This is a genomic window from Humibacter sp., from assembly GCF_035547335.1.
Taxonomy (GTDB): domain Bacteria; phylum Actinomycetota; class Actinomycetes; order Actinomycetales; family Microbacteriaceae; genus Humibacter.
The window spans coordinates 19,538-42,920 of the sequence record NZ_DASZVF010000056.1; the positions used below are offsets into that span (position 1 = coordinate 19,538).

A 23,383-nucleotide genomic window follows, 5' to 3' on the forward strand; every position below is an offset into this window, starting at 1 on the left:
AGGGGTGATTCCCCGCCGGCTCCGCCGGATGGCGGCAGCGAAGGGGCGTGATGCTAGTACTCGTCGTACTAGCGTTTGTCGCATGGGAGCCACGCAGCAGGGAAGGTCGGAACTCGGCGCCTTCCTGCGTGCGCGGCGGGAGAACCTCTCCCGCTTCGACGCCGGCCTGCCGTCGGTCGGACGAGCACGCACGACGGGACTTCGCCGTGAAGAGGTCTCGTATCTCAGCGGCGTCAGCGTCACCTGGTACACCTGGCTCGAGCAGGGGCGCGACATCCATCCCTCGCGCCAGGTGCTCGACGCCCTGGCCCGGGCCCTGCGCCTCACGGTCACGGAGCATGCGTATCTGCTCTCCCTCGCCGGGTACTCGCCCGCCGCAGCGGCAGCACCCGCGCCCACGGCGATCGCGCCGGCGCAGCTGCAGCGATTCATGGACGCCCTCGCTGGCTCGCCCGCCTACACGATCACGGCGGACTGGGGGCTGGCGGGCTGGAATGCCGCCTATGCCGCGCTCTATCCGGGCGTCGCGACAGCGCGGGCCGAGGACCGCAATCTGCTGTGGCTCGTCTTCACCGACCCGTACGTGCGCCAGCTGCTGCCCGACTGGGACGCCACGAGCCGGCGCTTCGTCGCCGAGTTCCGGGCGGATGCCGGTCCTCGCCTGGGCGATCCCGCCTACCTCGATCTCGTAGCCCGGCTCGAGGCGGCGAGCCCCGAGTTCCGGTCGGCCTGGGCCGCGCACGACATCGAGGGGTTCGCGTCGCGCGAGCGGATGTTCCGGCATCCCACCGCTGGTCTCCTCACGCTCGAACACCACCAGTTCGTGCCCTCCGACCACCCCGACCTGCACGTGGTCATCTACACGCCCGTGCCGTCGACCGATGCCGCGGCGCGCCTCGCCGCCCTCACCGCCACCGCCGGTAAGTCGCCGGCCACCCGCTAATGGACGACGGGCATACTCTCGCCCCATGACCGCATCCGATTCCGCCGACGTCGACGCCATCGTGAGCCGGCTGCGCGCAGCAGGCTGCGTCTTCGCCGAGGACGAGGCGCGACTCATCGTCGCCGAGGCGGCGGACGACGATCAGCTGCAGAGCTTCGTCGCACGGCGGGTGTCTGGCGAGCCGCTGGAGTATGTGGTCGGCTGGGCCGAGTTCTGCGGGCTTCGGGTCGCCGTCGCGCCCGGGGTCTTCGTGCCGCGCACCCGTACCGGCTTGCTCGTGCGCGAGGCGATCCGGGTGGCGCCGCACGCGCCCGTCGTGCTCGACCTGTGCTGCGGCGCTGGGGCGATCGGCGCTGCGGTGCTGGCGCGGCGCCCGGATGCCACCATCCACGCCTGCGACATCGATCCCGTTGCGACAGACTGTGCGCGGCGCACCCTCGACGCCGTTGTCACCCACCGCCGGGCAGCAGACAACGGCGACGAAGGCGCACCCATCGATGACCCATCCACTGCTCCGCACGTCTACACCGGCGATCTGTACGCACCGCTCCCTTCGGCGCTGCGCGGCACCGTCGACCTCATCGTCGCGAACGCGCCGTACGTGCCGACCGACGAGATCCGGCTGATGCCGCCCGAGGCGCGCGAGCACGAAGCGCTCGCCACGCTCGACGGCGGCGAGGACGGCCTCGAGCTGCAGCGCCGGGTGGCGCAGGGGGCGCGCGAGTGGCTCGCGCCGCACGGGCACCTGCTCATCGAGACCAGCAGGCGGCAGGCATCCGCGACGGCAGGCATCCTGGAGTCCGCCGGATTCTCGGTGTCCATCACGCGAGACGACGACGTCGACGGGACCGTCGCGGTCGGCGTGCTCAGGTAGCGAGGGGCAGGGCTCCCAGCTTGACTGCGCTTTACAGCGGGTAGAATCGAGCAGGCCGAAGCATCCGCTCAGGCATGCCAGCGGGCACGTTCGATCGCGAAACCGCGCACCGGCATCCGGATGCCCTCCACCTGCACGAAAGAAGTCACGTGAGCACAGCCGCGTCTGCGCGCCTCAGTCCCGAGCGCTACTGGGTCGCCGCGCTCGTGCGCGCCATCGTGGCGCTGCTCGCCGGCGGTTTCGTTACGTTCGATCCCGAGCACTCCGCCAGGGTGGGACTACTCGTCTTCGGCAGCTATGCGCTCGTCGAGGGCGTCGTGGTCGGCCTCGGCGGACTGCTTCTGAAGGATGCGCTGAATCGCTGGTTGTTCGTCGCTCAGGGTGCACTCGGAGTCGTCGTCGGCGTCGCCGCGCTAACGCTGAACGGTGCGGGCCTCGGCGTGCTGCTGTACGGAGTCAGCGTGTGGGCGCTGCTGACCGGATTCGCCGAGCTCTACTGCGGACTGCGCAGCCGTCGCAGGGTCGACGTGGCACGGGACTGGACCGTGATCGGTGGCCTCACCGTGATCCTGGCCATCGTGTTCCTCGTCATCCCTCCCGATTCCCTTCTGGCCGTCGGTCTGTTCGGCGCCTACGCCGTCATCGTCGGCGTGTACGTGGGTATCGGCGCCTTCACCCTCAAGTTCGGGCTGGCGCATGCCCAGCCTGCCGAGAACGCCGGTGCCGATGACACGGGCGAGAACGCTTCGGAGAGACGCGCGTGACCGATCAGAACAAGCCTCAGCCGAGCAGCAGGCCGAGCCTGCGCGACAGGATGAAGCCTGCCGAGTTCCTGGGATTCGCGGCCGTGCTCGCGCTGTTCGCCGGTCTGATCGTGCTGATGGCGACTCGCGAGCCGCTTCTCGCCCTGATCTTCTTCGGTGTGGCGTTCATCGTGACGCTCGTGGTGCTCGCGATGTTCGCGCTCGGGTTCAAACCGGATGACGCCGAGCGCCAGGATCTCGCCGAGCAGGACGGCGAGCATCCGCAGCTGCCGCCGTCGTCACCGGATGCCGGCCCATCCCGCCCCGACGTCCCGCGCAACCCCCACGACTAGCGCCCCGCGGTGGGTTGAGCCTGTCGAAGCCCGGCCACCGAGGGTTGAGCCCGTCGAAACCCGCCTAGCCGGTTTCCCCGCCCGACCTACCGATCCACGTACTCGACGAGCTGCGAGGCCAACCCCGTGTACGACCCGGGCGTGAGCGCGAGGAGCCGCGCCTTGGCGTCGTCGCCGATGTCGAGCGTGCCGATGAACTCCGCCAGCCCTTCGCGGTCGACGCGCTTGCCGCGCGTGAGCTCCTTCAGCAGCGCGTACGGGTCGCTGATCGACGAGCGCCCTGCCGTCACCTCGGCTCGGATGACGGTCTGGATGGCTTCGCCCAGCACCTCCCAGTTCGCGTCGAGGTCGCGCGCGAGGGCATCCTCGTCCAAGGCGATCTCGGTGAGGCCGCGCTGGATGTTGTCGAGTGCGAGCAGCGAGTGGCCGAGTGCGACGCCGATGTTGCGTTGCGTCGTGGAGTCCGTGAGATCGCGCTGCAGGCGGCTGGTGACGAGCGTGGCGGCGAGGGAGTCCAGCAGTGCGCTGGACAGCTCGAGGTTCGCCTCGGCGTTCTCGAACCGGATCGGGTTGATCTTGTGCGGCATGGTGGACGATCCGGTCGCGCCCGCCTGCGGGATCTGCCTGAAGTAGCCGAGCGAGATGTAGGTCCAGACATCCGTGGCGAGGTTGTGCAGCACCCGGTTGGCGTGTGCGATGCGGCCGTAGAGCTCGGCCTGCCAGTCGTGTGACTCGATCTGCGTGGTGAGCGGGTTCCAGGTGAGACCCAGCGACTGCACGAACTCCCGCGACACCGCCGGCCAATCCGTCGCCGGGTCGGCGGCGACATGGGCCGAGAACGTTCCGGTCGCGCCGCTGAACTTGCCCAGGTACTCGCTGGCCGCCACCTGTGCGGCGATGCGCTCCAGACGGTACACGAACACGGCGAACTCCTTGCCCATCGTGGTCGGGGTCGCGGGCTGGCCGTGCGTGTGCGCGAGAATGGCGGCATCCCGCATCTCGAACGAGCGCGAGCGGAGCGCATCGATGACGGCACGCAGCTTGGGAAGCCAGACCTCGGTCACGGCGGACCTGACGGTGAGGGCGTACGAGAGGTTGTTGATGTCCTCGCTCGTGCACCCGAAGTGCGTGAGCTCGGCCACGGAGTCCAGACCCAAATCGTGCAGCTTCTCGCGCACGAGGTACTCGACGGCCTTCACGTCGTGCCTGGTCGTCGCCTCGAGCGTCGCCAGTCGATCGATCTCGTCCTGGCGGAAGTCGCTCACGAGCGCACGCAGCGCGGATGCCTGCTCCTCGTCCAGAGGCGTGATCCCGAACATGCCGTGCGAGGTGAGGTAGAGCAGCCACTCCACCTCCACCTGCACCCGCGCACGGTTCAGGCCGGCCTCGGAGAGGTGGTCGCCGAGCTCGGAGACGGCGGCGCGATACCGGCCGTCGAGCGGGCTGAGCGGCTGGGGAGGAAGGGACGTCATGGCTTTCCTTGTCCTTGTTCTTGGTCTGCTGTCGACGGGAATCCGGGGAGCTGCTCCTGCACGTGCAGGGGCGGCCGTGCCGGTTTCCGGTCCTGCGTCGGTTCCCGGTCCTGCGTCGGTTCCCGGTCGTGTGCAGCTGCGCTTCCGCGCGCGGTCGCGGGGGCAGGGAGGCGCAGCGCGGGCGCCAGCTGGTCGAGAAGCGCACGGTCGGCGCGCTCGATCATGCCCAGAACCGCGGCGAACAGGGCGTGGTCGGAGTAGTAGGGATCCGGCACGTCCATGGAGTCCGAGCGCGGCATCTCGAAGCTGCGCAGGAGTTGAACCTTGCTGCGGTCGACCTCGTTCGTCGCCCAGTTCTTGAGGATCCGCTCGTGGCTCCGGTCGAGCGCGACCACCAGGTCCAAGTCGTCGAACCAGCCGGGGTCGAACTGCCTGGCACGGTGAGTCGCGCCGTCGTAACCGTGCGCGCGCAGCACATCCAGTGCCCGCGGGTCCGCCTGCTCGCCGACGTGCCAGTCCCCCGTGCCGGCGGATGAGATGGCGAGCCGATCCGCCAGGCCCGCTTCCTCAGCCAGCCGGCGCAGCACCACCTCGGCCATGGGCGACCGGCAGATGTTTCCGCTGCACACGAAGCAGATGCGGAACCGCACGGTCGCATCGCCGTCCAGCGGTTCGGGCAGCGGGGCATCGGACGTGACGGATGCCTGGGGGTGCGCGCCCGGGGAATCCGGCGCAAAGCTCATGCCTCCATTCTGCTGTACGTTCGGCGACCGATCCCGCCCTCGGTCTCGCCCTCGATCCGCCCCGGCCCTCGAACCGTCCTGGCCCTCGGTCCCGCCCTCCCCAACCGGTCTCGACGGCCGCCTGCCCCCGGTTCCGCCCCCACGTCCTCGGCGACGACTGGCGCCGAGGCAACCTGGGGGCGACCGAGGAGGTGATCGTCTGGACGAGTCGGCAGTGCGAGCCGCGCAGGCGGCCGTCGACTATGTGCGTTCCGAGCTCGCGTCCGTCGCGGCCCAGCTGCCGGATGCCGCCGACCTCGACTGGCGGTCGGAGGCGCAGCGCCGCTTCAGGAACAGGCTCGATGACCTCACCGCGACGATCGGCCAGGCAATGCTGGCACTCGATCATGCGGCCGATGGGCTGTCCCGGCTGTCCATGACGGATGGCTCGCTCGTTCCAGGCTCGCTCGTTCCAGGCTCGCTCGTCCGGAGCTCGCTTCTCCCAGCGCCAGGGGCATCCGAACGCCCTCGAGGATCGGCGCTCGAGGGGAGCCGGCGCACGTGAGCGGCGACATCACCATCTCCGGAGGCAGCACCGAAGTGGCATCGGAGTCTCTCCTTTCGGCGCACGCCACGCTCGCCTTCCTCAGCCGCGACCTGGACGACCTCCCCGCTGCGCTCGAGCCGGTGCTCGCGCTCGGCCCGGCGCTGGCCCTCGCACCGGGTGCCGTGGCCGTCGGTGCTCAGGATGCGGCGCGACTCGCTCGTCACGCGGCCACAGGCATCCGGACCGCAGCCTCCGACGCCGGCAAGCTGGCCGCGGATCTCGCGGTGGCGGCGGCGAACTACAGCGAAGCCGAGCGCACCTCGGATGCGAGATCGGCCGAGCTGAGCACCTTCGTGGGGTGGTCGTTCGGACGGCTCGCGCCCATCGCCGCTTTCCTCGGCGCACTCGCGTTGCCCCAGATCCTGGCCACGCTCGCGACCGCCCTTCAGGTGGGAACGATCGCCGCAGGCTCCCCGCAAGCCTTCGTGAAGAATCTCGGCAGGGCGGTCGGGTCCAAGGCGAGCGCATTGCGCGATCCGCGGGTCGTGTCGCTCATCAGATTCGGTGTCTCCGCCGCGGACGACACCATGCTCGGCGCTGCAGGGGCACCGCTGTGGCTCACGGGACTGACCGACGACCGCGGCACGCGGGCGTTCGGGCTGAGAGGTGCCACGTCGGTCGTCGTGGGAGCCGGACGAGCGGTTGGCCTGTTCGAGGAGGCTCCGGTGCGCGTGGAGCGGACGACGACGGGCTCGGTCGCACCGCCAACGGGCTTCGCGGACCTCGCCTCGCGCGTTCCGCCTACGCGGGAGCACTCACCCCAGGTGCGCGTCGAGCGTTACGCCGGAGAGAGCGGCAAGCCGACGTACCTGGTGTACGTCGGCGGCACGGTCGACACCTCCCCTGTCGCCGGGGACGAGCCGTTCGACCTGACGAGCGACCTTGTGGGCGTGGCCCAACTGGATCCCGCCTCTCTGAGGGCGACGGAGGAGGCGATGCGCCAGGCAGGCGTGCAGCCGGGCGACACTGTCATCCCGATCGGATACTCGCAGGGTGGCATCGTCGCCACCGACCTCACCGTTTCCGGTCGGTATCAGACACCGGCCCTCGTGACGTTCGGCTCCCCGACGGCCGGCGTGGACGTCCCCTCCGCCACCGTCGATGTCGCCGTCGAGCACACCGATGACCTGGTGCCTGCCCTGGGCGGCATCCCTCTGGCTGCGGACAGGAACGGCGGCGACCGCATCCTCGTCACCCGTCAGACGTTCACCGGCGACATTCCGCAGGGTTCGTCGCCGATCGACGCCCATCTCATGAAGCAGTACGCCATCACCGCCGAGAAGATGGATGCCACGAGCGACCCGCGCCTGTCGGCCGCGCTCGCCGCACTTCCCGAGGGCGCTGCAGGGCAGTCCGCGCTCTACCGCGGCATCCGGGTGGATCCTGCACCGCCGTCGGCCGACTTCTGCGCACCGGTGAGTGCAGGATGACTGCTCCCGTGCATGAACGGTCAGCGCCGCATGACCGGCCGGAAGATCAGTCCGAGCAGCCAGCTGATGATGGCCAGGATCAGGGCGGCCCACACGCCGTCCCAGAAGCCGTCCACGTGCAGGCCGAAGCCCATTGCGTCGCTGATCCACGACACGATCAGGAGCAGCAGCCCGTTCACGATGAGGGAGATCAGTCCGAGCGTCAGCAGATAGAGCGGAAAGGCGACGATGCGGATGATGGTGCCCACGATGCCGTTCACGATGCCGAAGATCAGTGCCAGCAGCAGGTACGTGAGGATCAGCGGGAACGTCCCGCCTGCGCTGTCGTAGGACTTCACGGTCACGCCGCTCACGATCAGGGTGGTGACCCACAGGGCGAACGCGTTGAGGACGAGCTTCAGCAGAAACCTCATCTGCACAGTGTTCCAGGGCGCGGCCCGCCAGGGAAGAGCGGGAGCAGGAAGGCAGAGACGTGTATGGAGCCGCGGGAAGCACCGACGGGTTGGAGCGCTTACGCCGATGCGGAGTGCTCACGAGGGGGGTGCCCCCCCCGGGGTGCGTAGTGCTCGGGGGCGCGGCCGAGCGTCGTGGGCTGCGGAGCGCACACGGGTTCGAAACGCGCACAGCGGGGTGCGGAATGCACTCAGGGTGCGGAATACGAGCGCGGGTAAGTTAGCCCTGTGGATGCCCAGAACGTCGAGCGGGTGCTGTTGCGCCCCGAGATCGCGCGGCTTGCAGCGTATGCGCAGGGGCGCGTCCCCCCGGCCGACGGCTTCAAGCTCTCCAGCAACGAGAACCCGTTCGATCCGCTGCCAGGGGTGCTGGCGGCCACGGCCGCGGCGAGCACGCTCAACCGCTACCCCGACGGCGCAGCGCTCGCGCTCCGCGACCGGCTGGCAGAGCGGTTCGGCGTCGGCACCGCGGAGGTGCATCTCGGAGCGGGTTCCGTCGCGCTGCTGTCCCAGTTCATCAACGCGGCGGCCGGCCCCGGCGACGAGGTGCTGTACGCGTGGCGTTCGTTCGAGGCGTATCCGGGTCTCGTGACGGTGTCGGGGGCATCCAGCGTCACCGTTCCCCTCCTGCACGATGCCCGGCACGACCTCGACGCCATGGCGGCAGCCATCACTGAGCACACGCGCGTCATCATCGTCTGCACGCCCAACAATCCCACTGGGCCGATCGTGACCGCCGACGAGTTCGAACGGTTCATGGCGTCCGTGCCGGCCGACCGTCTCGTGCTGCTCGATGAGGCGTACGTCGAGTTCGTCACCGACCCGGCGCACGTCGACGGGAGGGCGCTCGTCGGCCGATACCCGAACCTCGTGATGCTGCGCACGTTCTCCAAGGCCTACGGCCTCGCCGGATTGCGCATCGGATATGCGGTCGGGCCGGAACGGCTGCTCAACGCGGCCAGGTCGACGGCCATCCCGATGAGCGTCACCGACACCGCGCAGGCCGCGGCGCTCGCCTCGCTGGAACGCGAGGACGAGCTGCTTAACCGGGTGGCGGCCATCGCGGAGCGCCGTGGTCGTTTGCGCGACGCCCTCCTCGATCAGGGCTGGAGCGTGCCGGATGCGCAGGGCAACTTCGTGTGGCTGCCGACGGGCGAGCACACGCCGTTCTGCGTCGACAGGTTCTTCGACGAGGGACTGGCCGTTCGCGGGTTCGCGCCCGACGGCATCCGGGTGGGCGTCGGCGAAGAGGAATCTATGGACCGGGTGCTAAAGATCGCCCAGGAGCTTGTCGATCACCTACGGAAGAGTGCGCAAAACGAGCAGTTAGGTTAGTCAGGATGTCTGCCACGAACGACCGATTCGCGTCGCCGGCCGGGCTCTCGACAGCGACGGTGCAGGTGCTGACCGAAGACGGCCGGTTCGAGCCGACGGATGCCGCTGCCGAGTTCCTGCCGCACCTCGAGGCGCTCTCCGACGACGACTTCCAGCGCTTCTATCGCGACATGGTCGTCGTGCGCCGCTTCGACACCGAAGCCACGAACCTCCAGCGACAGGGGCAACTCGCGCTGTGGCCGCCGAGCAGCGGCCAGGAGGCGGCACAGGTGGGCTCGGCGCATGCCGCCAAACCGCAGGACACGATCTTCCCGTCCTACCGGGAGCACGTCGTCGCAACGATTCGCGGGGTGGATCCGCTCGACATCATACGGGTCATGCGCGGCGTCACGAACAGCGGCTGGGATCCTACGGATCCGAAGAACGGCAACATGCGCATCTACACGCTGGTGCTCGGCACCCAGGCACTGCATGCCACCGGATACGCGATGGGAGTCAAGTTCGAGGGGGCGTTCGCGACGGGCGACGCAGCATCCGATCAAGCCGTCATGGTGTACTTCGGCGACGGCGCGAGCTCAGAGGGTGACGTCAGCGAGGCTTTCGTCTTCGCCGGCAGCTACCAGACGCCCCAGGTGTTCTTTCTGCAGAACAACCAGTGGGCCATCTCGGTGCCGGTGAAGACGCAGTCCCGCGCGCCGCTCTACCTGCGATCCGGCGGGTTCGGCGTCCCCGGCGTGCAGGTGGACGGCAACGACGTGCTCGCCAGCTACCTGGTCACCGCCAAGCAGCTGGACGACGCGCGGAGCGGTCGCGGACCGAGCCTCATCGAGGCCGTCACGTACCGCATGGGCGCGCACACGACGAGCGACGACCCGAGCAGGTACCGATCGCCGGACGAAGACGACCACTGGCGCGGGCGCGACCCCATCGTGCGCATGCGGGCCTTCCTCGCCGGCCGCGGTGTGGGTGACGAGTGGTTCGACGCGATCGACGAGGAGGCGGCCGACTACGCCGCCGATGTGCGGAGACGCACGCTCGAGCTCGTGGCCCCGACCGCCGAGATCGTGTTCGAGAACGTGTATTCGGAACCGCACGCCGGAATGGTCGAGCAGCAGGCGTGGCTGGAGCGGTACGAGAAGTCGTTCGAAGCAGATGTCCCGATGTCCGTCCCGACGAGTGCCGCCCAGGGGGCCGGCGCATGAACGACACGACGACCGAGGTGCGGCAGGCGCAGGCGGGCTCGCGGTTCCGCACCGGCGTGGAGAGCCTGCCGATGGCCAAGGCGCTGAACGCGGGGCTGAGGCAAGCGCTCGCCGACGAGCCCAAGGCCATGCTGATGGGCGAGGACATCGGTCCGCTCGGCGGGGTCTTCCGCGTCACCGAGGGCCTGCAGGCCGAGTTCGGGTCGCATCGCGTGATCGACACGCCACTGGCCGAGTCGGGCATCGTGGGCACCGCCATCGGCCTCGCGATGCGGGGCTACCGGCCGGTGTGCGAGATCCAGTTCGACGGCTTCGTCTTTCCTGCGTTCAACCAGATCACGACGCAGCTCGCCAAGCTCACCGCCAGGCACGAGGGTGCGATCAGCATGCCGGTCGTCATCCGCATCCCCTACGGCGGCCACATCGGCGCTGTCGAGCACCACCAGGAGAGCCCCGAGGCCTACTTCGCCCACACGCCCGGTCTCCGTGTCGTCAGCCCGTCGACGCCGAACGACGCGTACTGGATGATCCAGGAGGCCATCGCCTCCGACGACCCGGTCGTCTTCCTCGAGCCGAAGAGCAGGTACTGGCCGAAGGGGGAGGTCGACTTCTCCGCCAGCGCCGTGCCGCTCCACGCCAGCCGGGTGGTGCGCACGGGCTCGGAGGTGACGGTGGTCGGACACGGAGCCATGGTCAGCGTGCTGCTGCGCGCCGCCGAGATCGCCTCCGACGAGGGCACGAGCGTCGAGGTGGTCGACCTGCGATCGCTCTCCCCGATCGACTACGGCCCGCTGCTCGGGTCGGTGCGCAAGACCGGCAGGCTCGTCGTGGCGCAGGAGGCACCGGGATTCGCCAGCCTCGGCAGCGAGATCGCCGCTACGGTCGCCGAGAAGGCGTTCTACTCGCTCGAAGCCCCCGTGCTGAGGGTCTCCGGCTTCGACACCCCGTTCCCGCCCGCCAAGCTCGAAGACGCCTACCTGCCCGACGCCGACCGCGTGCTCGAGGCCGTGGATCGTGCGCTCGCGTACTGAGGCCATCCCGTCCGCGAGGCCATCGCATCCGTGTTCGCCGTGCGGCGACACCGCATCGCGGGTCTCGACCCCATCGTCCAAGGAGTGCCATGAGTGAGTCCGAGTTCCTGCTGCCGGACGTCGGCGAAGGCCTCACCGAGGCGGAGATCGTGTCGTGGAAGGTCGCGCCCGGCGACGCCGTGCACCTGAACGACGTGCTCTGCGAGATCGAGACGGCGAAGTCGCTCGTCGAGCTGCCGTCGCCGTTCGAGGGCGTCGTCGACCGCCTGCTGGTCGGCGAAGGCGAGACGGTCGAGGTCGGCGCGCCCATCATCATCGTCGGCGCTGGGCCGCAGGGCGGCGTCGCCGACGGCGGCACAGGCATCGACAACGTCATCGAAGTCGACGAGGAGGAGCTGCAGCCCGACCCATCCGTGCTCATCGAGCGGGAGGGTGACGAGCCCAGGCCGGGAGCTGTGCTCGTGGGCTACGGGTCGGCGGGGCACGGGGCGAGCCGCCGGATGAGCCAGCGTAGCCAGGCATCCGAGGCCCAGGGCAGGCATGTGCCGACGGCCGCCGACCTCGTTCCCGCCGCCAGGGCCGTGCCCGTGGTGGCGAAACCGCCCATCCGCAAGCTGGCCAAAGACCTCGGCGTCGAGCTCGCGCAGATCTCCGGCACGGGCATCGCCGGCGAGATCACCCGCGACGACGTCATCAGGCAGGCCAGCCAGGCCAGCGTGTTCCGCAACATCCAGACGCCGGAGTGGCCGGATGCCCGCGAGGACCGCATCCCGGTCAAGGGTGTGCGCAAGGCCATCGCCACGGCGATGACGACGAGCGCGTTCACGGCGCCGCACGTCAGCCTGTTCGTCGACGTCGATGCCACGCGCACGATGGAGTTCGTGCAGCGGCTGAAGAAGTCGCCGGACTTCGCGGGCGTGAAGGTGTCGCCGCTGCTCATCATGGCGAAGGCGATCATCTGGGCCGTGCGCCGCAACCCCACGGTGAACTCGACGTGGACCGACGAGGAGATCATCGTGCATCACTTCGTCAACCTCGGAGTGGCCGCCGCCACCCCACGCGGCCTGATCGTTCCCAACGTGAAAGACGTGCAGTCCATGACGCTGCTGGAGCTGGCCGGCGCCCTGGAGCAGCTCACCATCACGGCGCGCGACGGCAAGACGCAGCCCGCGCAGATGGCAGGCGGCACCATCACCGTCACGAACATCGGCGTCTTCGGCATGGACACCGGAACGCCCATCCTCAACCCCGGCGAGGTCGCGATCGTGGCGCTCGGCACCATCAAGCAGAAGCCGTGGGTGGTCGACGGCGAAGTGCGACCGCGCTTCGTCACGACGCTGGGTGCATCCTTCGATCACCGCGTGGTCGACGGGGATGTCGCCAGCCGCTTCCTCGCCGACGTTGCGGCGATCATCGAGGAGCCGGCGCTGCTCCTGGACTGAGGCGTCCGGCCGCCGCGTTCACTGGGGGCGTCGGGAAGGTTCGCCGAAGCGTCGGGTGCCTCGAGCGTGCGAGCCAGGAGGACGATCGGCGCGGGTTCGCGTTGAGCGGTCGGAGTGGGCGAGTCACGCCTGGCGGCGCGCCTCCAGGGCCTTCAACGCGCGGTCGAGCGCACCGCCCAGGCCGTAGCGCTCCCCTATGGCACGCACGGATGCCAGCCCGTCGGCATCCAGCGCGCGCAGCGTGCCGTCCACCTCGGGCAGCTCGACACGCTCGCCGACCGCGATGACCGGCACGGCTCGCTCCAGGTAGTCGGCGGCGGCCGTGAGCTTGGTGCGCACGCCGGTGCCGAGCGGCGTCGCCGGGTCGGATGCCGCAGCGAGCACGCCGTCGAGGTCCCCGAACTCCCGCAGCAGGCCGGCCGCCGACTTCTCGCCGATCCCGGCGACGCCGGGCAGCCCGTCCGAAGGGTCCCCGCGCATGGCGGCGAACGCGGCGTACTGGCGAGGCGAGATGCCGTACTTCGCCTGCACGACCGCATCCGTTACGAGCTCGAGCTTGCTCATCCCGCGCGCCGTGTAGATGATCCGCACCCCTGTCGCGTCGTCGACCAGCTGGAAGAGGTCGCGGTCGCCGGTGACGACGTCGACCGCGGCACCGGGCGCACGCTGCGCCGCTCGCCGGGCGAGGCATCCGATGACGTCGTCGGCCTCGGACTGCTCGGCGCCCACCACGGCGATGCCGAGCGCACCGAGCAGCTCCCTGATCACCGGAATCTGCGGCACGAGCCCCGCCGGCGTCTCCTCCACGTCCACACCGCCCGGCACCTGCTCGGCGACCCGGTGCTCCTTGTACGACGGGATCAGGTCGACGCGCCAGCGCGGACGCCAGTCGTCGTCCCAGCACGCCACGAGCTCGGTCGGCTCGAACTCGGAGACCAGCTTGGCGATGATGTCGAGCAGGCCGCGGATGCCGTTGACCGGCATCCCGTCGGGCGCCTTCACGCTCTCCGGCACGCCGTAGAACGCGCGGAAGTACAACGAGGCGGTGTCGAGCAGCATCAGTCGGCCGGTCATGCGTCGATCCTTGCACTGGCGCAGAGCGACGCGGCACTGCGCCGTGCGGACACGGCGCGCCGAGCGCCCCGCGAGCACGGCGCCGAGCGGCCGGATGGCGTCGGCGAGGCCGATACGGACGACGCGGCGTGCCGAGATCCGTCGACGCGATGGGCCGAGGTCCTCTGACACGGCGTCGAGCGGTCGGAAAGGCAGAGGGCCGCCGGGCACCCGTTGTCCCGAGCACTGTTGCTGTTGAGTATCATTATCAATAGGCGGTCCGCGTCAGTCGCGTCACCGACCGCTCGGTCTGCGCCAGTCGACGCAGCTCTCGCGAACGCGACTTAGACAGGTTCCCCTTTTCCATGAAGCGCTCCGCCTTCATCGCTCCCCTGCTGGCGACCGCCACGGTCGCCGCCGTCCTGAGCGGATGCTCATCCTCGCCCGCCGACGGCGCCTCCGATCCCCGCAACACCGGCCGCATCTCCGTCGTCGCCTCCACCGACGTCTGGGGTGATATCGCCCGGGCGGTGGGAGGAGACGACGTGGCCGTGACGTCGATCATCGACGACCCGGACAAGGATCCCCACGAGTACCAGGCCAGCGGCCAGAATCAGCTCGCGCTCTCCAAAGCCGAGGTCGTCATCGTGAACGGCGGCGGCTACGACGACTTCGTGAACGAGATGCTCGGCTCGCTCCACACCAAGCCCGTCGTGCTGAACGCCGCCGACATCTCCGGATACGACCAGCATCCGGCCGACGGGGAGTTCAACGAGCACCTCTGGTACGACTTCCCCACCGTCCACAAGGTGGCGCGCAGGCTCGAGTCGGCGTTCGCGACGGCACGTCCGCACGACGCAGGCACGTTCGAGGACAACGAGAAACGGTTCGCCTCCTCCGTGCAGAAGCTGCGCGAGACGGAGTCCCAGCTCAAGGCCGAGCACGACGGCGAGGGGGTGGCCATCACCGAGCCCGTTCCGCTGTACATGCTGAACGCGATCGGGCTGGTCGACAAGACGCCGCAGAAGTTCAGCGAGGCGATCGAGAACGACTCGGATGTCGCCCCGTCCGTGCTGCAGCAGACCCTCGACCTGTTCTCGTCGCGGTCCGTCGTGCTCCTGGCATACAACGAGCAGACGACCGGCGCGCAGACTCAGAAAGTGGTCGACGCGGCGAAGTCCAACGGCATCCCCGTCGTTCCCGTGACGGAGACCCTGCCAGAGGGCAAGACGTATCTCACCTGGATGCGCGCCAACCTGGATGCCATCGGCTCCGCGTTGCAGAGGACGGCATCGTGAACGACGCGGCACGGGCCGTCGCGGCCGGAACGCACTCCGAAGCGCCGGGGTCGCCGGGGGCGCCCACAGAGCCGGACGCGCTGGCCAGGCCGAATGCGTTGGAAGGGCCGGAGGCGGCGGGCGTGCAGGAGCCGCCCAGTGCAGCATCGCTCGAGACCGTGCTCAGCCTGCGCGATGCGACGCTCGGCTTCGCGGAGCGCACCCTGTGGTCCGGCCTCGACCTCGACGTGCACGGCGGTGAGTTCATCGCCGTGCTGGGCGCGAACGGATCGGGCAAGACCAGCCTGCTCAAGGTCATCCTCGGCCAGCAGAAGCTCGTCTCCGGCTCGATCGACTTTCTGGGCGAGCCCGTGACGCGAGGCAATCGCCGCATCGGCTACATCCCGCAGCAGCGGCTGGCCGACGAGGGCACTCCGTTGCGCGCCCGCGATCTCGTGGGCCTCGGGCTTGACGGGCACCGGTGGGGTGTTCCCTGGCCGTCGCGGAGGCGACGGGAGCGCATCGACGGCCTTCTGGATGCCGTCGGCGCCGCTCCGTACGGCCCGGTGCCGATCGCCACGCTCTCCGGCGGGGAGCAGCAGCGGCTGCGCGTGGGACAGGCGCTCGCCGGAGACCCGCGGCTGCTCCTCTGCGACGAGCCGCTGCTCTCGCTCGACCTCGCGCACCAGCGCGCGGTGAGCGAGCTCATCGACAGGCAGCGCCGCGAGCGGCAGCTCGGTGTGCTGTTCGTGACGCACGACGTGAACCCGGTTCTCGACCTCGTCGACCGCGTGCTCTACCTCGCCGGCGGCAAGTTCCGCATCGGCACACCCGACCAGGTGCTGCGCAGCGAGGTGCTGAGCGAGCTCTACGACGCACCGGTCGACGTCATCCGCACGCGCGGACGCATCGTCGTCGTCGGAACGGCCGACGCGCCGGGCGCACACCCGGACGGCCTCCATGCGCACCACGACGAGCACCACGACCCGCATCACGACACCGGCGAGGACCTGCATCACACCGTGCCGGGCGCTGCGACCGGGGGGAGGAGCGAGCGATGATCCACGCGGATGCCTCCACCTGGTGGAACCAGATCTTCGACTTCACCGACTACGGCCAGCTGCTGGTGCTGCTGCACAACTCGATCCTGGCCGGAGCGATGCTGGGCCTGGTCGGCGGGCTCATCGGCGTGTTCGTGATGTCCAGAGACATGGCCTTCGCCGTGCACGGCATCAGCGAGCTCTCGTTCGCCGGGGCATCCGCAGGCCTGCTGCTCGGCGTCGGTGTCGTGCAGGGCTCCCTCGTCGGCTCGCTCGTCGCGGCCCTGCTCATCGGGCTGCTCGGTTCCAGAGCGAGGGAACGCAACTCCATCACGGCCGTGCTGATGCCGTTCGGGCTCGGACTCGGCATCCTGTGTCTCGCGCTGTACCCGGGGCGGTCGGCCAACAAGTTCGGGCTGCTCACGGGCCAGATCGTGGCCATCGACAACCCGCAGATCGGCGCCCTGCTGGTCATCTCGGTCATCGTGCTGGCCGGGCTCGCGGTGGTGTGGCGGCCGCTCACGTTCGCGAGCCTGGATGCCGACGTCGCTGCCGCCCGCGGCGTCCCGACCCGCACGCTGTCGATCGTCTTCATGCTCCTGCTCGGGCTCGCGGTCGCCGTCTCGGTGCAGATCGTCGGAGCGCTGCTCGTGCTGTCGATCCTCGTCACCCCCGCCGCCGCCGCGTTGAAGGTGTCGTCATCGCCGCTCGTCGTACCGCTGCTCAGCGTCGGGTTCGGCATCGTCTCGATGGTGGGCGGAATCATGCTGGCCCTCGGCGGCTCGGTGCCGATCAGCCCGTACGTGACGACGATCTCATTCCTCATCTACGTGGTGTGCCGCATCGTCGCGTGGTCGCGCAAGCGTCGCGGAGTGAGCGGCAGGCGGATGCCCGTGGGAGCCGTCGCTGGGCATCCCACCCGCCGCTCGCCGGCGTCCGCGGGTGCGGCGGTGGTCGACCTCGCCGGCGCGACACCGAAGACTGCCCAGTCCGCGCTCTCCGACGAGGCAGGTGCATCATGAAGCGCAATACGTGGCAGCGCGAGGCCGTGCGCGAGGCGCTCGCCTCCAACGAGGGATTCGTCAGCGCGCAGAGCCTGCACACCGGCATGCGGGAGCACGGGTCCCCGATCGGACTGGCGACGGTCTACCGCGCGCTCGCCGACCTGGCGACAGAGGGCGAGGCCGACTCCCTGCAGTCGCCCGATGGCGAGGCGCTCTACCGTGCGTGCTCGACCTCGGGGCACCATCACCATCTGATCTGCCGGCGATGCGGGCTCACGGTCGAGATCGCGGCCGACGACGTCGAAGCGTGGGCGCATCGGGTGGCCTCGGAGCACGGCTTCACGGATGCGCGCCACGTCGTCGACGTGTTCGGCCTCTGCGCGGCGTGCACGGGGTCATCCGTCTCTGCTCCGGCCGTCGCCCCGGCCGCCGCTCCGCACCGAAAACAGCAGTGATCGCGCTCTCGCGCTGAAAACAGGAGGATGTCTGCTGTTGCGGGCGACACCTGCTGTTCTCGTTGCCGGCGCGACCGGTGCGGCGATGCCGCCAGCCTGCGGGCGGATGCCGGCACAGTTCGGTCGGGTGGGACGATGTGGGTGGCGGATGCTGGCACGACGCGGGCGGATGCGGCGCGATTTGGGCGGATGCGGCGTGTCGCGTAAGCTAGATGTTCGTCTGTGCAGGCTCCTCTGCACAGTTCGCTCACACAATCCCCTTCTCGTGAACCGAATGGGTTGTGCGTGCCGACAAGAGATCTTGGGAAGGGCATCCGCCCTTCGGTATTGATGGAGGAATCATGGCAGCTGTCTGCCAGGTGACGGGAGCTGTGCCCGGTTTCGGACACAACATCTCGCACTCGCACCGACGCACCAAGCGTCGCTTCGACCCGAACATCCAGAAGAAGACGTACTACGTGCCCTCGCTGCGCCGTAACGTCACTCTGAACGTCAGCGCCAAGGGCATCAAGGTGATCGACGCCCGCGGAATCGAGTCCGTGGTCAAGGACATCCTGGCCCGTGGGGAGAAGATCTGATGGCCAAGCAGCAGGACATCCGCCCGATCATCAAGCTTCGTTCGACGGCCGGCACCGGTTACACCTACGTGACCAAGAAGAACCGCCGCAACGACCCCGACCGTCTCGTGCTGAAGAAGTACGACCCCATCGTGCGCAAGCACGTCGAATTCCGCGAGGAGCGGTAGAGCATGGCTAAGAAGAGCAAGATCGCGCGCAACAAGCAGCGCCAGGTGGTCGTCGACCGCTACGCCGAGAAGCGCGCCGAGCTGAAGAAGACCCTCGTCAACCCGAACGCGAGCGACGAGGAGCGCGAGGCCGCCCGCGTCGGTCTGCAGAAGCTGCCGCGCAACGCGTCGCCGGTGCGTCTCCGCAGCCGTGACGCCGTCGACGGTCGTCCCCGTGGCGTGCTGACCAAGTTCGGCATCTCGCGTGTGCGCTTCCGCGACATGGCTCACCGCGGTGAGCTGCCGGGCATCACCAAGTCCTCTTGGTGATCGGCCGCCGGTAGCGCGGACGGGCATCCACGCCCGCCGCTGGTGCTTCGAAAGGGGCGTCGTCCTTCGGGATGGCGCCCCTTTTCGCGTCCCCGTCCCTCCCGTCCCGGTCCCTCCCGTCTCGGCCCCTCCCGTCTCGGCCCCTCCGGTTCCGTCCCTGCCGTCTCGGCCCCTCCCGTTCCGTCCCTCCCGTCCCACCCAGTCGCGTCCCGTCCCGCCCCGCGGCCCCGTGGCGTCGGCGTTCCGCCCACGTCGCGGTGCGACGGCACATTCCGGTTGAGACAGCACTCCGTGCGGTCTGTCTCGGCTGATTTGGTCGGTTTCGGGATGCGGGATGCCGCCGGTCGACGACGCCGTTCCCGTGTGCCGGACACCGCCGTCCCGTGCAATACGCGCACAGCCGTCCCGCGTGCCGGACGGCGCCGTCCTGTGCATAAGTGGGCCATTTCTGTGCATAACCGCCGCGCTCCGGGGCGAGTTGGGTCATCCGGGGCCTGAATTGCCTTCGGAAGGGCCGAAAATCCGCGAGATTCCGCGGATTCTTGGTACCTTGAGGGCGGTTCGGGACGGACCGTCCGCGAACTGCAAGCGGCTCGTGCCGTGATCTTCAACAACAAACGCTGCTGAGCAGCAGAACGTCCGAGGAGGACACTCAATGGCTGACAAGTCGCTGAACAAGACCGAGCTCGTGGCGGCGGTCGCCGCGTCGACCGGTCAGAGTCAGGCCGCCGTGGGGGCTGTGGTCGACGCTTTCTTCGCGACCATCGCCGACACCGTCGCCGGTGGGGGCAAGGTGACCATCCCGGGTTGGCTCGCTGCCGAGCGCACGGAGACGGCCGCTCGCACGGGTCGCAACCCGCAGACCGGTGCCGAGATCAACATCCCGGCCGGACACCGCGTCAAGCTGACCGCTGGCAGCAAGCTCAAGGCCTCGGTCAAGTAGTCCTCAGCACTCTGGAGAGGGGGATGCCGGTTCGCCGGCGTCCCCCTCTCGCATGTCGTCACCGCGTTCATGGAGCTCGGTCCGGCGCTTCGCAGTGGCGCACCCAGTCAGCAATGGCACCTCCCGTGCACGGATGACCCGGTCGGCCGCGCCGCCGCTCACCCGCGTCCTCCCCGTCAGCCGTCCCACCTCCCGAGCAGCAGCACCCGTCGGGCGAGTGTTGTGCCGCCGAACGGGCGGACGTCTTCTGGGCACTGCGATGCTTCCGAACCAGCGGGACGTCGTGCGACCGGTGGCGACCTCTCTGCGTCCCCAGGGCGCGCTTCTCCGCACGTGATGCAGGGGCACGCGGTCTCGTCCTCCGCCAAGGTTGCAGCGCCTACGCTTGAGAGGTGAGCAGAGTGCAACGCGTCGCGGGTCCCGTCGCCCTCGTCGTGTTCGCGTTGCTGGCCATTCTGGTGGCGCTCGCGTATGGTGGCGGGGCATCCGCGCCTGCGCTTCTCGACCCCGGCGCTGTGGTGCGGTGGGGACTGCCGGTCGCGAATCTGTTCGTGAACCTCAGCGCGGCCGCCATGATCGGCTCGCTGCTCATGGCCTGCTTCGCTCTGAGCCCCGAGAAACCGGAGTACGACAAGGCTCTGGATGTCGCGGCCGGCTCGGCCGCCATCATGACGGTCGTCAGCGCCATCACCGGTGTGCTGACGTACCTCAATGTGACCGGTTCCGCGCTCTCGTTCAGCCAGCAGTTCAGCGACGGCATCAGCGAGTTCGCCACGCAGATCGCCGTCGGACAGGTCTGGCTGGCGATCACGCTCATCGCAGCCGTGACGACGGTGCTCTGCTTCGCCGTGCGCAACCACACGGCCGTCGCCTTCGTCGCCGTCGTGGCGCTGTGCACGCTCATCCCGATGGCCCTGAGCGGGCACGCCGCCGGAACGGCGGGGCACGACCAGGCGATCACCTCGCTCGGCCTGCATCTCGTCTTCGCCGCCATCTGGATCGGCGGCCTGCTCACCATCGTGCTCATCCGCAAGACGCTGGACGGGGACCGCCTCGTCACCGTGCTCGAGCGGTTCTCCACGCTGGCCATCATCTGCTTCGTTGTCGTGGCGTTCTCCGGCATCATCAACGCGGACCTGCGCATCGGAACCCTGCAGAACCTGCTCACCGCGTACGGCGTGCTGGTGCTGGTGAAGGTGCTGGCGCTGGCGGTGCTCGGCCTGTTCGGCATGTTCTGGCGGCGGTACATGATCGACCGGATCAGAAACGGGGGCGCCAGGAAGTACTTCTGGTGGATCGCGGCTGCCGAGCTCGGCTTCATGGGAATCGCCTCCGGCGTGGCGGCAGCTCTCTCGCGCACCGCGACGCCCATCGCCGACGTTCCGGTCTCGCAGCCGACCCCGGCAGAGGTGCTGACCGGGGAGCCGCTGCCGGCACCGCTCACGCTCGCGCGCTACCTGTTCGGCATCAACATCGATCCGCTGTGGCTGATCGGATGCGCGTTCGCACTGTTCTTCTATCTCGCCGGCGTCGTGCGGCTGCACAGGCGCGGCGACAAGTGGCCCGTCGGGCGCACGATCGCCTGGGTCGCCGGCATCCTCTCACTGCTGTGGGTGACCAACGGCGGCATCAACGTCTATGAGAAGTACCTCTTCTCCAGTCACATGCTCGCGCACATGCTGCTCACGATGGCGGTGCCCGTGCTGCTCGTCCCCGGCGCACCCGTCACGCTAGCGTTGCGCGCCATCAAGAAGCGCTCGGACGGCTCTCGGGGCGGCCGCGAGTGGATCCTGCTCGTCGTGCACTCGAAGGTCGCCGCGTTCCTCACGCATCCGATCACGGCCGCCGTGCTCTTCGCAGGGTCGCTCTGGGCGTTCTACTACTCGCCGCTGTTCAGCTGGGCGACGACCGACCACATCGGTCACGAGTGGATGATCATCCATTTCTTGATCACCGGATACCTGTTCGTGCAGTCGCTCATCGGCATCGACCCGGTGCCGTATCGGTTCCCGTATCCGCTCCGGCTCGTGCTGCTCTTGGGCACCATGGCGTTCCATGCCTTCTTCGGGCTGTCCATCCTGACCACCGACAGCCTGTTCCTCGCCGACTGGTTCGGCGCGATGGGCCGCACCTGGGGCGTGACGCCCATGGCCGACCAGCAGCTGGCGGGCGGCATCGCATGGAGCATCGGCGAGATTCCCACGGTCGCCCTCGCCATCACCGTGGCCGTGCAGTGGAGCCGGAGCGATGCCCGCGAGAGCAAACGACGAGACAGGCAGGCGGATCGCAACGGCGACGCCGAACTCGTCGCCTACAACGCGATGCTGCAGCGCATGGCATCCGACGATCCGGAGCGCACCGACGGCAGAGCCGGACCGCTCGACGAGGTAGGCGGCGCAGCCGGCAGGGATGCCGCGAAGGAGCCGCAGCGTTGAACACGGTGAGGTTGACGGCCGAGCAGGCGGCCGTCTTCGACGCCATCGAGCATACGCGCGATCACGTGTTCGTCACCGGGCGCGCCGGCACCGGCAAGTCCACGCTTCTCAACCACCTGGCCTGGAACACGGAGAAGCAGCTCGTGATCAGCGCGCCGACCGGTGTCGCGGCGCTCAACGTGGGCGGTCAGACCATCCATTCGCTGCTGCGCCTGCCCATCGGCGTCATCGCCGACCACGACCTCGACCAGCCGCGCGAGCTCGTCAAGCTTCTCAACACCATCGACACACTCGTCATCGACGAGGTGTCCATGGTCAACGCCGACCTGATGGATGCCATCGACCGCGCCCTCCGTCAGGCCCGCCAGCGCAAGCTGGAACCGTTCGGCGGCGTGCAGATCGTGCTGTTCGGTGACCCGTACCAGCTGGCACCCGTGCCCGGCGACGCCGACGAACGCGCGTACTTCGCGGACCACTATCGCTCGATGTGGTTCTTCGACGCGAAAGTGTGGCAGGAGGTGTCGCTGCGGCGGTTCGAGCTGAGCGAGATCCACCGCCAGCACGAGCTGGACTTCAAGCTCATGCTCAACGCCGTGCGACACGGGCGGGTCACGAAGGAGATCGCCGACCGGCTGAACAGCATGGGAGCACGACCGCAGCCCGACGACGGCACGATCACGCTGGCCACCCGCAACGACACGGTCAACCGCATCAACGCGTCGGCACTCCGCCGCCTCCCCGGGCGCGCCCTGACGGCGAAGGCCGAGGTCTCTGGCGACTTCGGACAGCGCAACTACCCGGCCGACGAGACGCTCGAGCTGAAGGTCGGCGCGCAGGTCATGTTCCTGCGCAACGACACCGGACAGGGTGGGGATCCGCCGCGCTGGGTCAACGGCACCATCGGAACCGTGGCGCGCATCGACTCGAACGTGTGGGTCGACGTGGAGGGCGAACTCTACGAGGTGGAGCCGGCCGTCTGGGAGCGCTACAAGTACATCTACAATCCGCTGACGAAGAAGCTGACGAAGGATGTCGCGGCCGAGTTCACCCAGTTCCCGCTGCGTCTGGCGTGGGCCGTGACGATCCACAAGTCGCAGGGCAAGACGTACGAGAGCGCCATCGTCGACCTCGGTGCTCGCGCGTTCAGCCCCGGGCAGACCTACGTCGCCCTGAGCAGGCTGACGTCGCTGGACGGCCTCTATCTGACCAGGCCGCTGCGGCCCGCTGACGTGATGGTCGACCGCGACGTCGATCGCTTCATGCTCGGCGAGTAGACGGCAGGGCGTCGCTGCACCCGAAGTGCTCCTTGCGGGAGGCGCACTTCGGGAGCGCCCCTTCGAGGAGTGCCGCTTCGGGAGCTCCGCTTCGGGAGCGACTGCCTCACTCCGCCGTAGCCGGGTGGGTCATCCACGCGCTGTGTGGTCGGACCACATGCGCGCGAGACGTCATCCTTTCGGATGATCCGCCTCCGTCCGTTGTCGTCTCGTTATGCCAGGCTGCGCGGAATCCGCAGCGT

24 protein-coding genes are annotated in these 23,383 nt (G+C 69.0%); 20 read left to right on the plus strand and 4 right to left on the minus strand.

Annotated elements, in window-relative coordinates; translation table 11 throughout:
* Positions 1–82 precede the first annotated feature (82 nt).
* The 4 genes from VHB92_RS12550 to VHB92_RS12565 all read left to right on the plus strand — a co-directional run bounded on the left by VHB92_RS12550 (position 83) and on the right by VHB92_RS12565 (position 2,913).
* Complete coding sequence (locus VHB92_RS12550; protein ID WP_325454100.1) at positions 83–943, plus strand: helix-turn-helix transcriptional regulator; 861 nt, start codon at positions 83–85, stop codon at positions 941–943.
* A gap of 25 nt (positions 944–968) precedes the next feature.
* Entirely contained in the window at positions 969–1,817 is an 849-nt protein-coding gene (locus VHB92_RS12555) for a methyltransferase (RefSeq protein ID WP_325454101.1), read from the plus strand.
* Between the two features lie 149 nt (positions 1,818–1,966).
* Positions 1,967–2,581, plus strand: coding sequence for an HdeD family acid-resistance protein (locus VHB92_RS12560; protein ID WP_325454102.1), 615 nt, complete (start codon positions 1,967–1,969; stop codon positions 2,579–2,581).
* Positions 2,578–2,913: a hypothetical protein gene (locus tag VHB92_RS12565; protein WP_325454103.1), complete on the plus strand. Its 336-nt coding sequence runs from the start codon at positions 2,578–2,580 to the stop codon at positions 2,911–2,913. The genes VHB92_RS12560 and VHB92_RS12565 overlap by 4 nt, the downstream gene beginning before the upstream one ends.
* Positions 2,914–2,999: 86 nt before the next feature.
* On the opposite strand, the gene purB is transcribed toward VHB92_RS12565, so the two are convergent.
* Both purB and VHB92_RS12575 read right to left on the minus strand, forming a co-directional pair.
* Positions 3,000–4,385 carry an adenylosuccinate lyase gene (gene purB, locus VHB92_RS12570; RefSeq protein ID WP_325454104.1) on the minus strand — a complete coding sequence of 462 codons (1,386 nt, stop codon included), beginning with the start codon at positions 4,383–4,385 and terminating at the stop codon, positions 3,000–3,002.
* On the minus strand, positions 4,382–5,128 hold the full coding sequence (locus tag VHB92_RS12575; RefSeq protein WP_325454105.1) for a low molecular weight protein-tyrosine-phosphatase: 747 nt from the start codon (positions 5,126–5,128) through the stop codon (positions 4,382–4,384). The genes purB and VHB92_RS12575 overlap by 4 nt, the downstream gene beginning before the upstream one ends.
* A 214-nt stretch (positions 5,129–5,342) precedes the next feature.
* Here VHB92_RS12575 and VHB92_RS12580 point away from each other — a divergent pair, with 214 nt between their 5' ends.
* Complete coding sequence (locus VHB92_RS12580) at positions 5,343–5,672, plus strand: hypothetical protein (protein ID WP_325454106.1); 330 nt, start codon at positions 5,343–5,345, stop codon at positions 5,670–5,672.
* Positions 5,669–7,144, plus strand: coding sequence for a hypothetical protein (locus VHB92_RS12585; protein WP_325454107.1), 1,476 nt, complete (start codon positions 5,669–5,671; stop codon positions 7,142–7,144). The genes VHB92_RS12580 and VHB92_RS12585 overlap by 4 nt, the downstream gene beginning before the upstream one ends.
* Positions 7,145–7,164: 20 nt before the next feature.
* On the opposite strand, the gene VHB92_RS12590 is transcribed toward VHB92_RS12585, so the two are convergent.
* Positions 7,165–7,557 carry a phage holin family protein gene (locus VHB92_RS12590; RefSeq protein WP_325454108.1) on the minus strand — a complete coding sequence of 131 codons (393 nt, stop codon included), beginning with the start codon at positions 7,555–7,557 and terminating at the stop codon, positions 7,165–7,167.
* Between the two features lie 267 nt (positions 7,558–7,824).
* Between VHB92_RS12590 and VHB92_RS12595 the strand changes: the two genes are divergently transcribed.
* The 4 genes from VHB92_RS12595 (at position 7,825) to VHB92_RS12610 (ending at position 12,606) form a co-directional block, all read left to right on the plus strand.
* Positions 7,825–8,931, plus strand: coding sequence for a histidinol-phosphate transaminase (locus VHB92_RS12595; protein WP_325454109.1), 1,107 nt, complete (start codon positions 7,825–7,827; stop codon positions 8,929–8,931).
* 5 nt (positions 8,932–8,936) lie between these two features.
* The gene (locus VHB92_RS12600; RefSeq protein WP_325454110.1) at positions 8,937–10,133 is read left to right on the plus strand and encodes a thiamine pyrophosphate-dependent dehydrogenase E1 component subunit alpha; all 1,197 of its coding nucleotides are present in this window, start codon (positions 8,937–8,939) and stop codon (positions 10,131–10,133) included.
* Between the two features lie 71 nt (positions 10,134–10,204).
* On the plus strand, positions 10,205–11,164 hold the full coding sequence (locus VHB92_RS12605; protein WP_325454138.1) for an alpha-ketoacid dehydrogenase subunit beta: 960 nt from the start codon (positions 10,205–10,207) through the stop codon (positions 11,162–11,164).
* Between the two features lie 89 nt (positions 11,165–11,253).
* On the plus strand, positions 11,254–12,606 hold the full coding sequence (locus VHB92_RS12610; protein WP_325454111.1) for a dihydrolipoamide acetyltransferase family protein: 1,353 nt from the start codon (positions 11,254–11,256) through the stop codon (positions 12,604–12,606).
* 123 nt (positions 12,607–12,729) lie between these two features.
* On the opposite strand, the gene VHB92_RS12615 is transcribed toward VHB92_RS12610, so the two are convergent.
* A complete protein-coding gene (locus VHB92_RS12615) occupies positions 12,730–13,680 on the minus strand; it encodes a 5'-3' exonuclease (RefSeq protein ID WP_325454112.1) in 951 nt (316 codons plus the stop codon).
* A gap of 344 nt (positions 13,681–14,024) precedes the next feature.
* Between VHB92_RS12615 and VHB92_RS12620 the strand changes: the two genes are divergently transcribed.
* From VHB92_RS12620 to VHB92_RS12665, 10 genes are all read left to right on the plus strand, one after another.
* The gene (locus tag VHB92_RS12620; RefSeq protein ID WP_325454113.1) at positions 14,025–14,957 is read left to right on the plus strand and encodes a metal ABC transporter solute-binding protein, Zn/Mn family; all 933 of its coding nucleotides are present in this window, start codon (positions 14,025–14,027) and stop codon (positions 14,955–14,957) included.
* Positions 14,958–15,079: 122 nt separating this feature from the next.
* A complete protein-coding gene (locus tag VHB92_RS12625) occupies positions 15,080–15,997 on the plus strand; it encodes a metal ABC transporter ATP-binding protein (protein ID WP_325454139.1) in 918 nt (305 codons plus the stop codon).
* Complete coding sequence (locus VHB92_RS12630) at positions 15,994–16,998, plus strand: metal ABC transporter permease (protein WP_325454114.1); 1,005 nt, start codon at positions 15,994–15,996, stop codon at positions 16,996–16,998. The genes VHB92_RS12625 and VHB92_RS12630 overlap by 4 nt, the downstream gene beginning before the upstream one ends.
* Positions 16,992–17,435: a transcriptional repressor gene (locus VHB92_RS12635; RefSeq protein ID WP_325454140.1), complete on the plus strand. Its 444-nt coding sequence runs from the start codon at positions 16,992–16,994 to the stop codon at positions 17,433–17,435. Before VHB92_RS12630 ends, VHB92_RS12635 begins: the two co-directional genes overlap by 7 nt.
* Positions 17,436–17,776: 341 nt before the next feature.
* The gene (rpmB, locus tag VHB92_RS12640; RefSeq protein WP_022881957.1) at positions 17,777–18,013 is read left to right on the plus strand and encodes a 50S ribosomal protein L28; all 237 of its coding nucleotides are present in this window, start codon (positions 17,777–17,779) and stop codon (positions 18,011–18,013) included.
* Complete coding sequence (rpmG, locus tag VHB92_RS12645; protein WP_146321261.1) at positions 18,013–18,180, plus strand: 50S ribosomal protein L33; 168 nt, start codon at positions 18,013–18,015, stop codon at positions 18,178–18,180. The genes rpmB and rpmG overlap by 1 nt, the downstream gene beginning before the upstream one ends.
* Before the next feature lie 3 nt (positions 18,181–18,183).
* Complete coding sequence (gene rpsN / locus VHB92_RS12650) at positions 18,184–18,489, plus strand: 30S ribosomal protein S14 (RefSeq protein ID WP_325454115.1); 306 nt, start codon at positions 18,184–18,186, stop codon at positions 18,487–18,489.
* A gap of 655 nt (positions 18,490–19,144) precedes the next feature.
* Positions 19,145–19,432 carry an HU family DNA-binding protein gene (locus VHB92_RS12655; RefSeq protein ID WP_325454116.1) on the plus strand — a complete coding sequence of 96 codons (288 nt, stop codon included), beginning with the start codon at positions 19,145–19,147 and terminating at the stop codon, positions 19,430–19,432.
* 392 nt (positions 19,433–19,824) lie between these two features.
* Positions 19,825–21,867 carry a cytochrome c oxidase assembly protein gene (locus VHB92_RS12660; RefSeq protein ID WP_325454117.1) on the plus strand — a complete coding sequence of 681 codons (2,043 nt, stop codon included), beginning with the start codon at positions 19,825–19,827 and terminating at the stop codon, positions 21,865–21,867.
* Positions 21,864–23,141, plus strand: a complete 1,278-nt coding sequence (locus tag VHB92_RS12665; RefSeq protein ID WP_325454118.1) for an ATP-dependent DNA helicase — start codon at positions 21,864–21,866, stop codon at positions 23,139–23,141. Before VHB92_RS12660 ends, VHB92_RS12665 begins: the two co-directional genes overlap by 4 nt.
* Positions 23,142–23,383 lie beyond the last annotated feature (242 nt).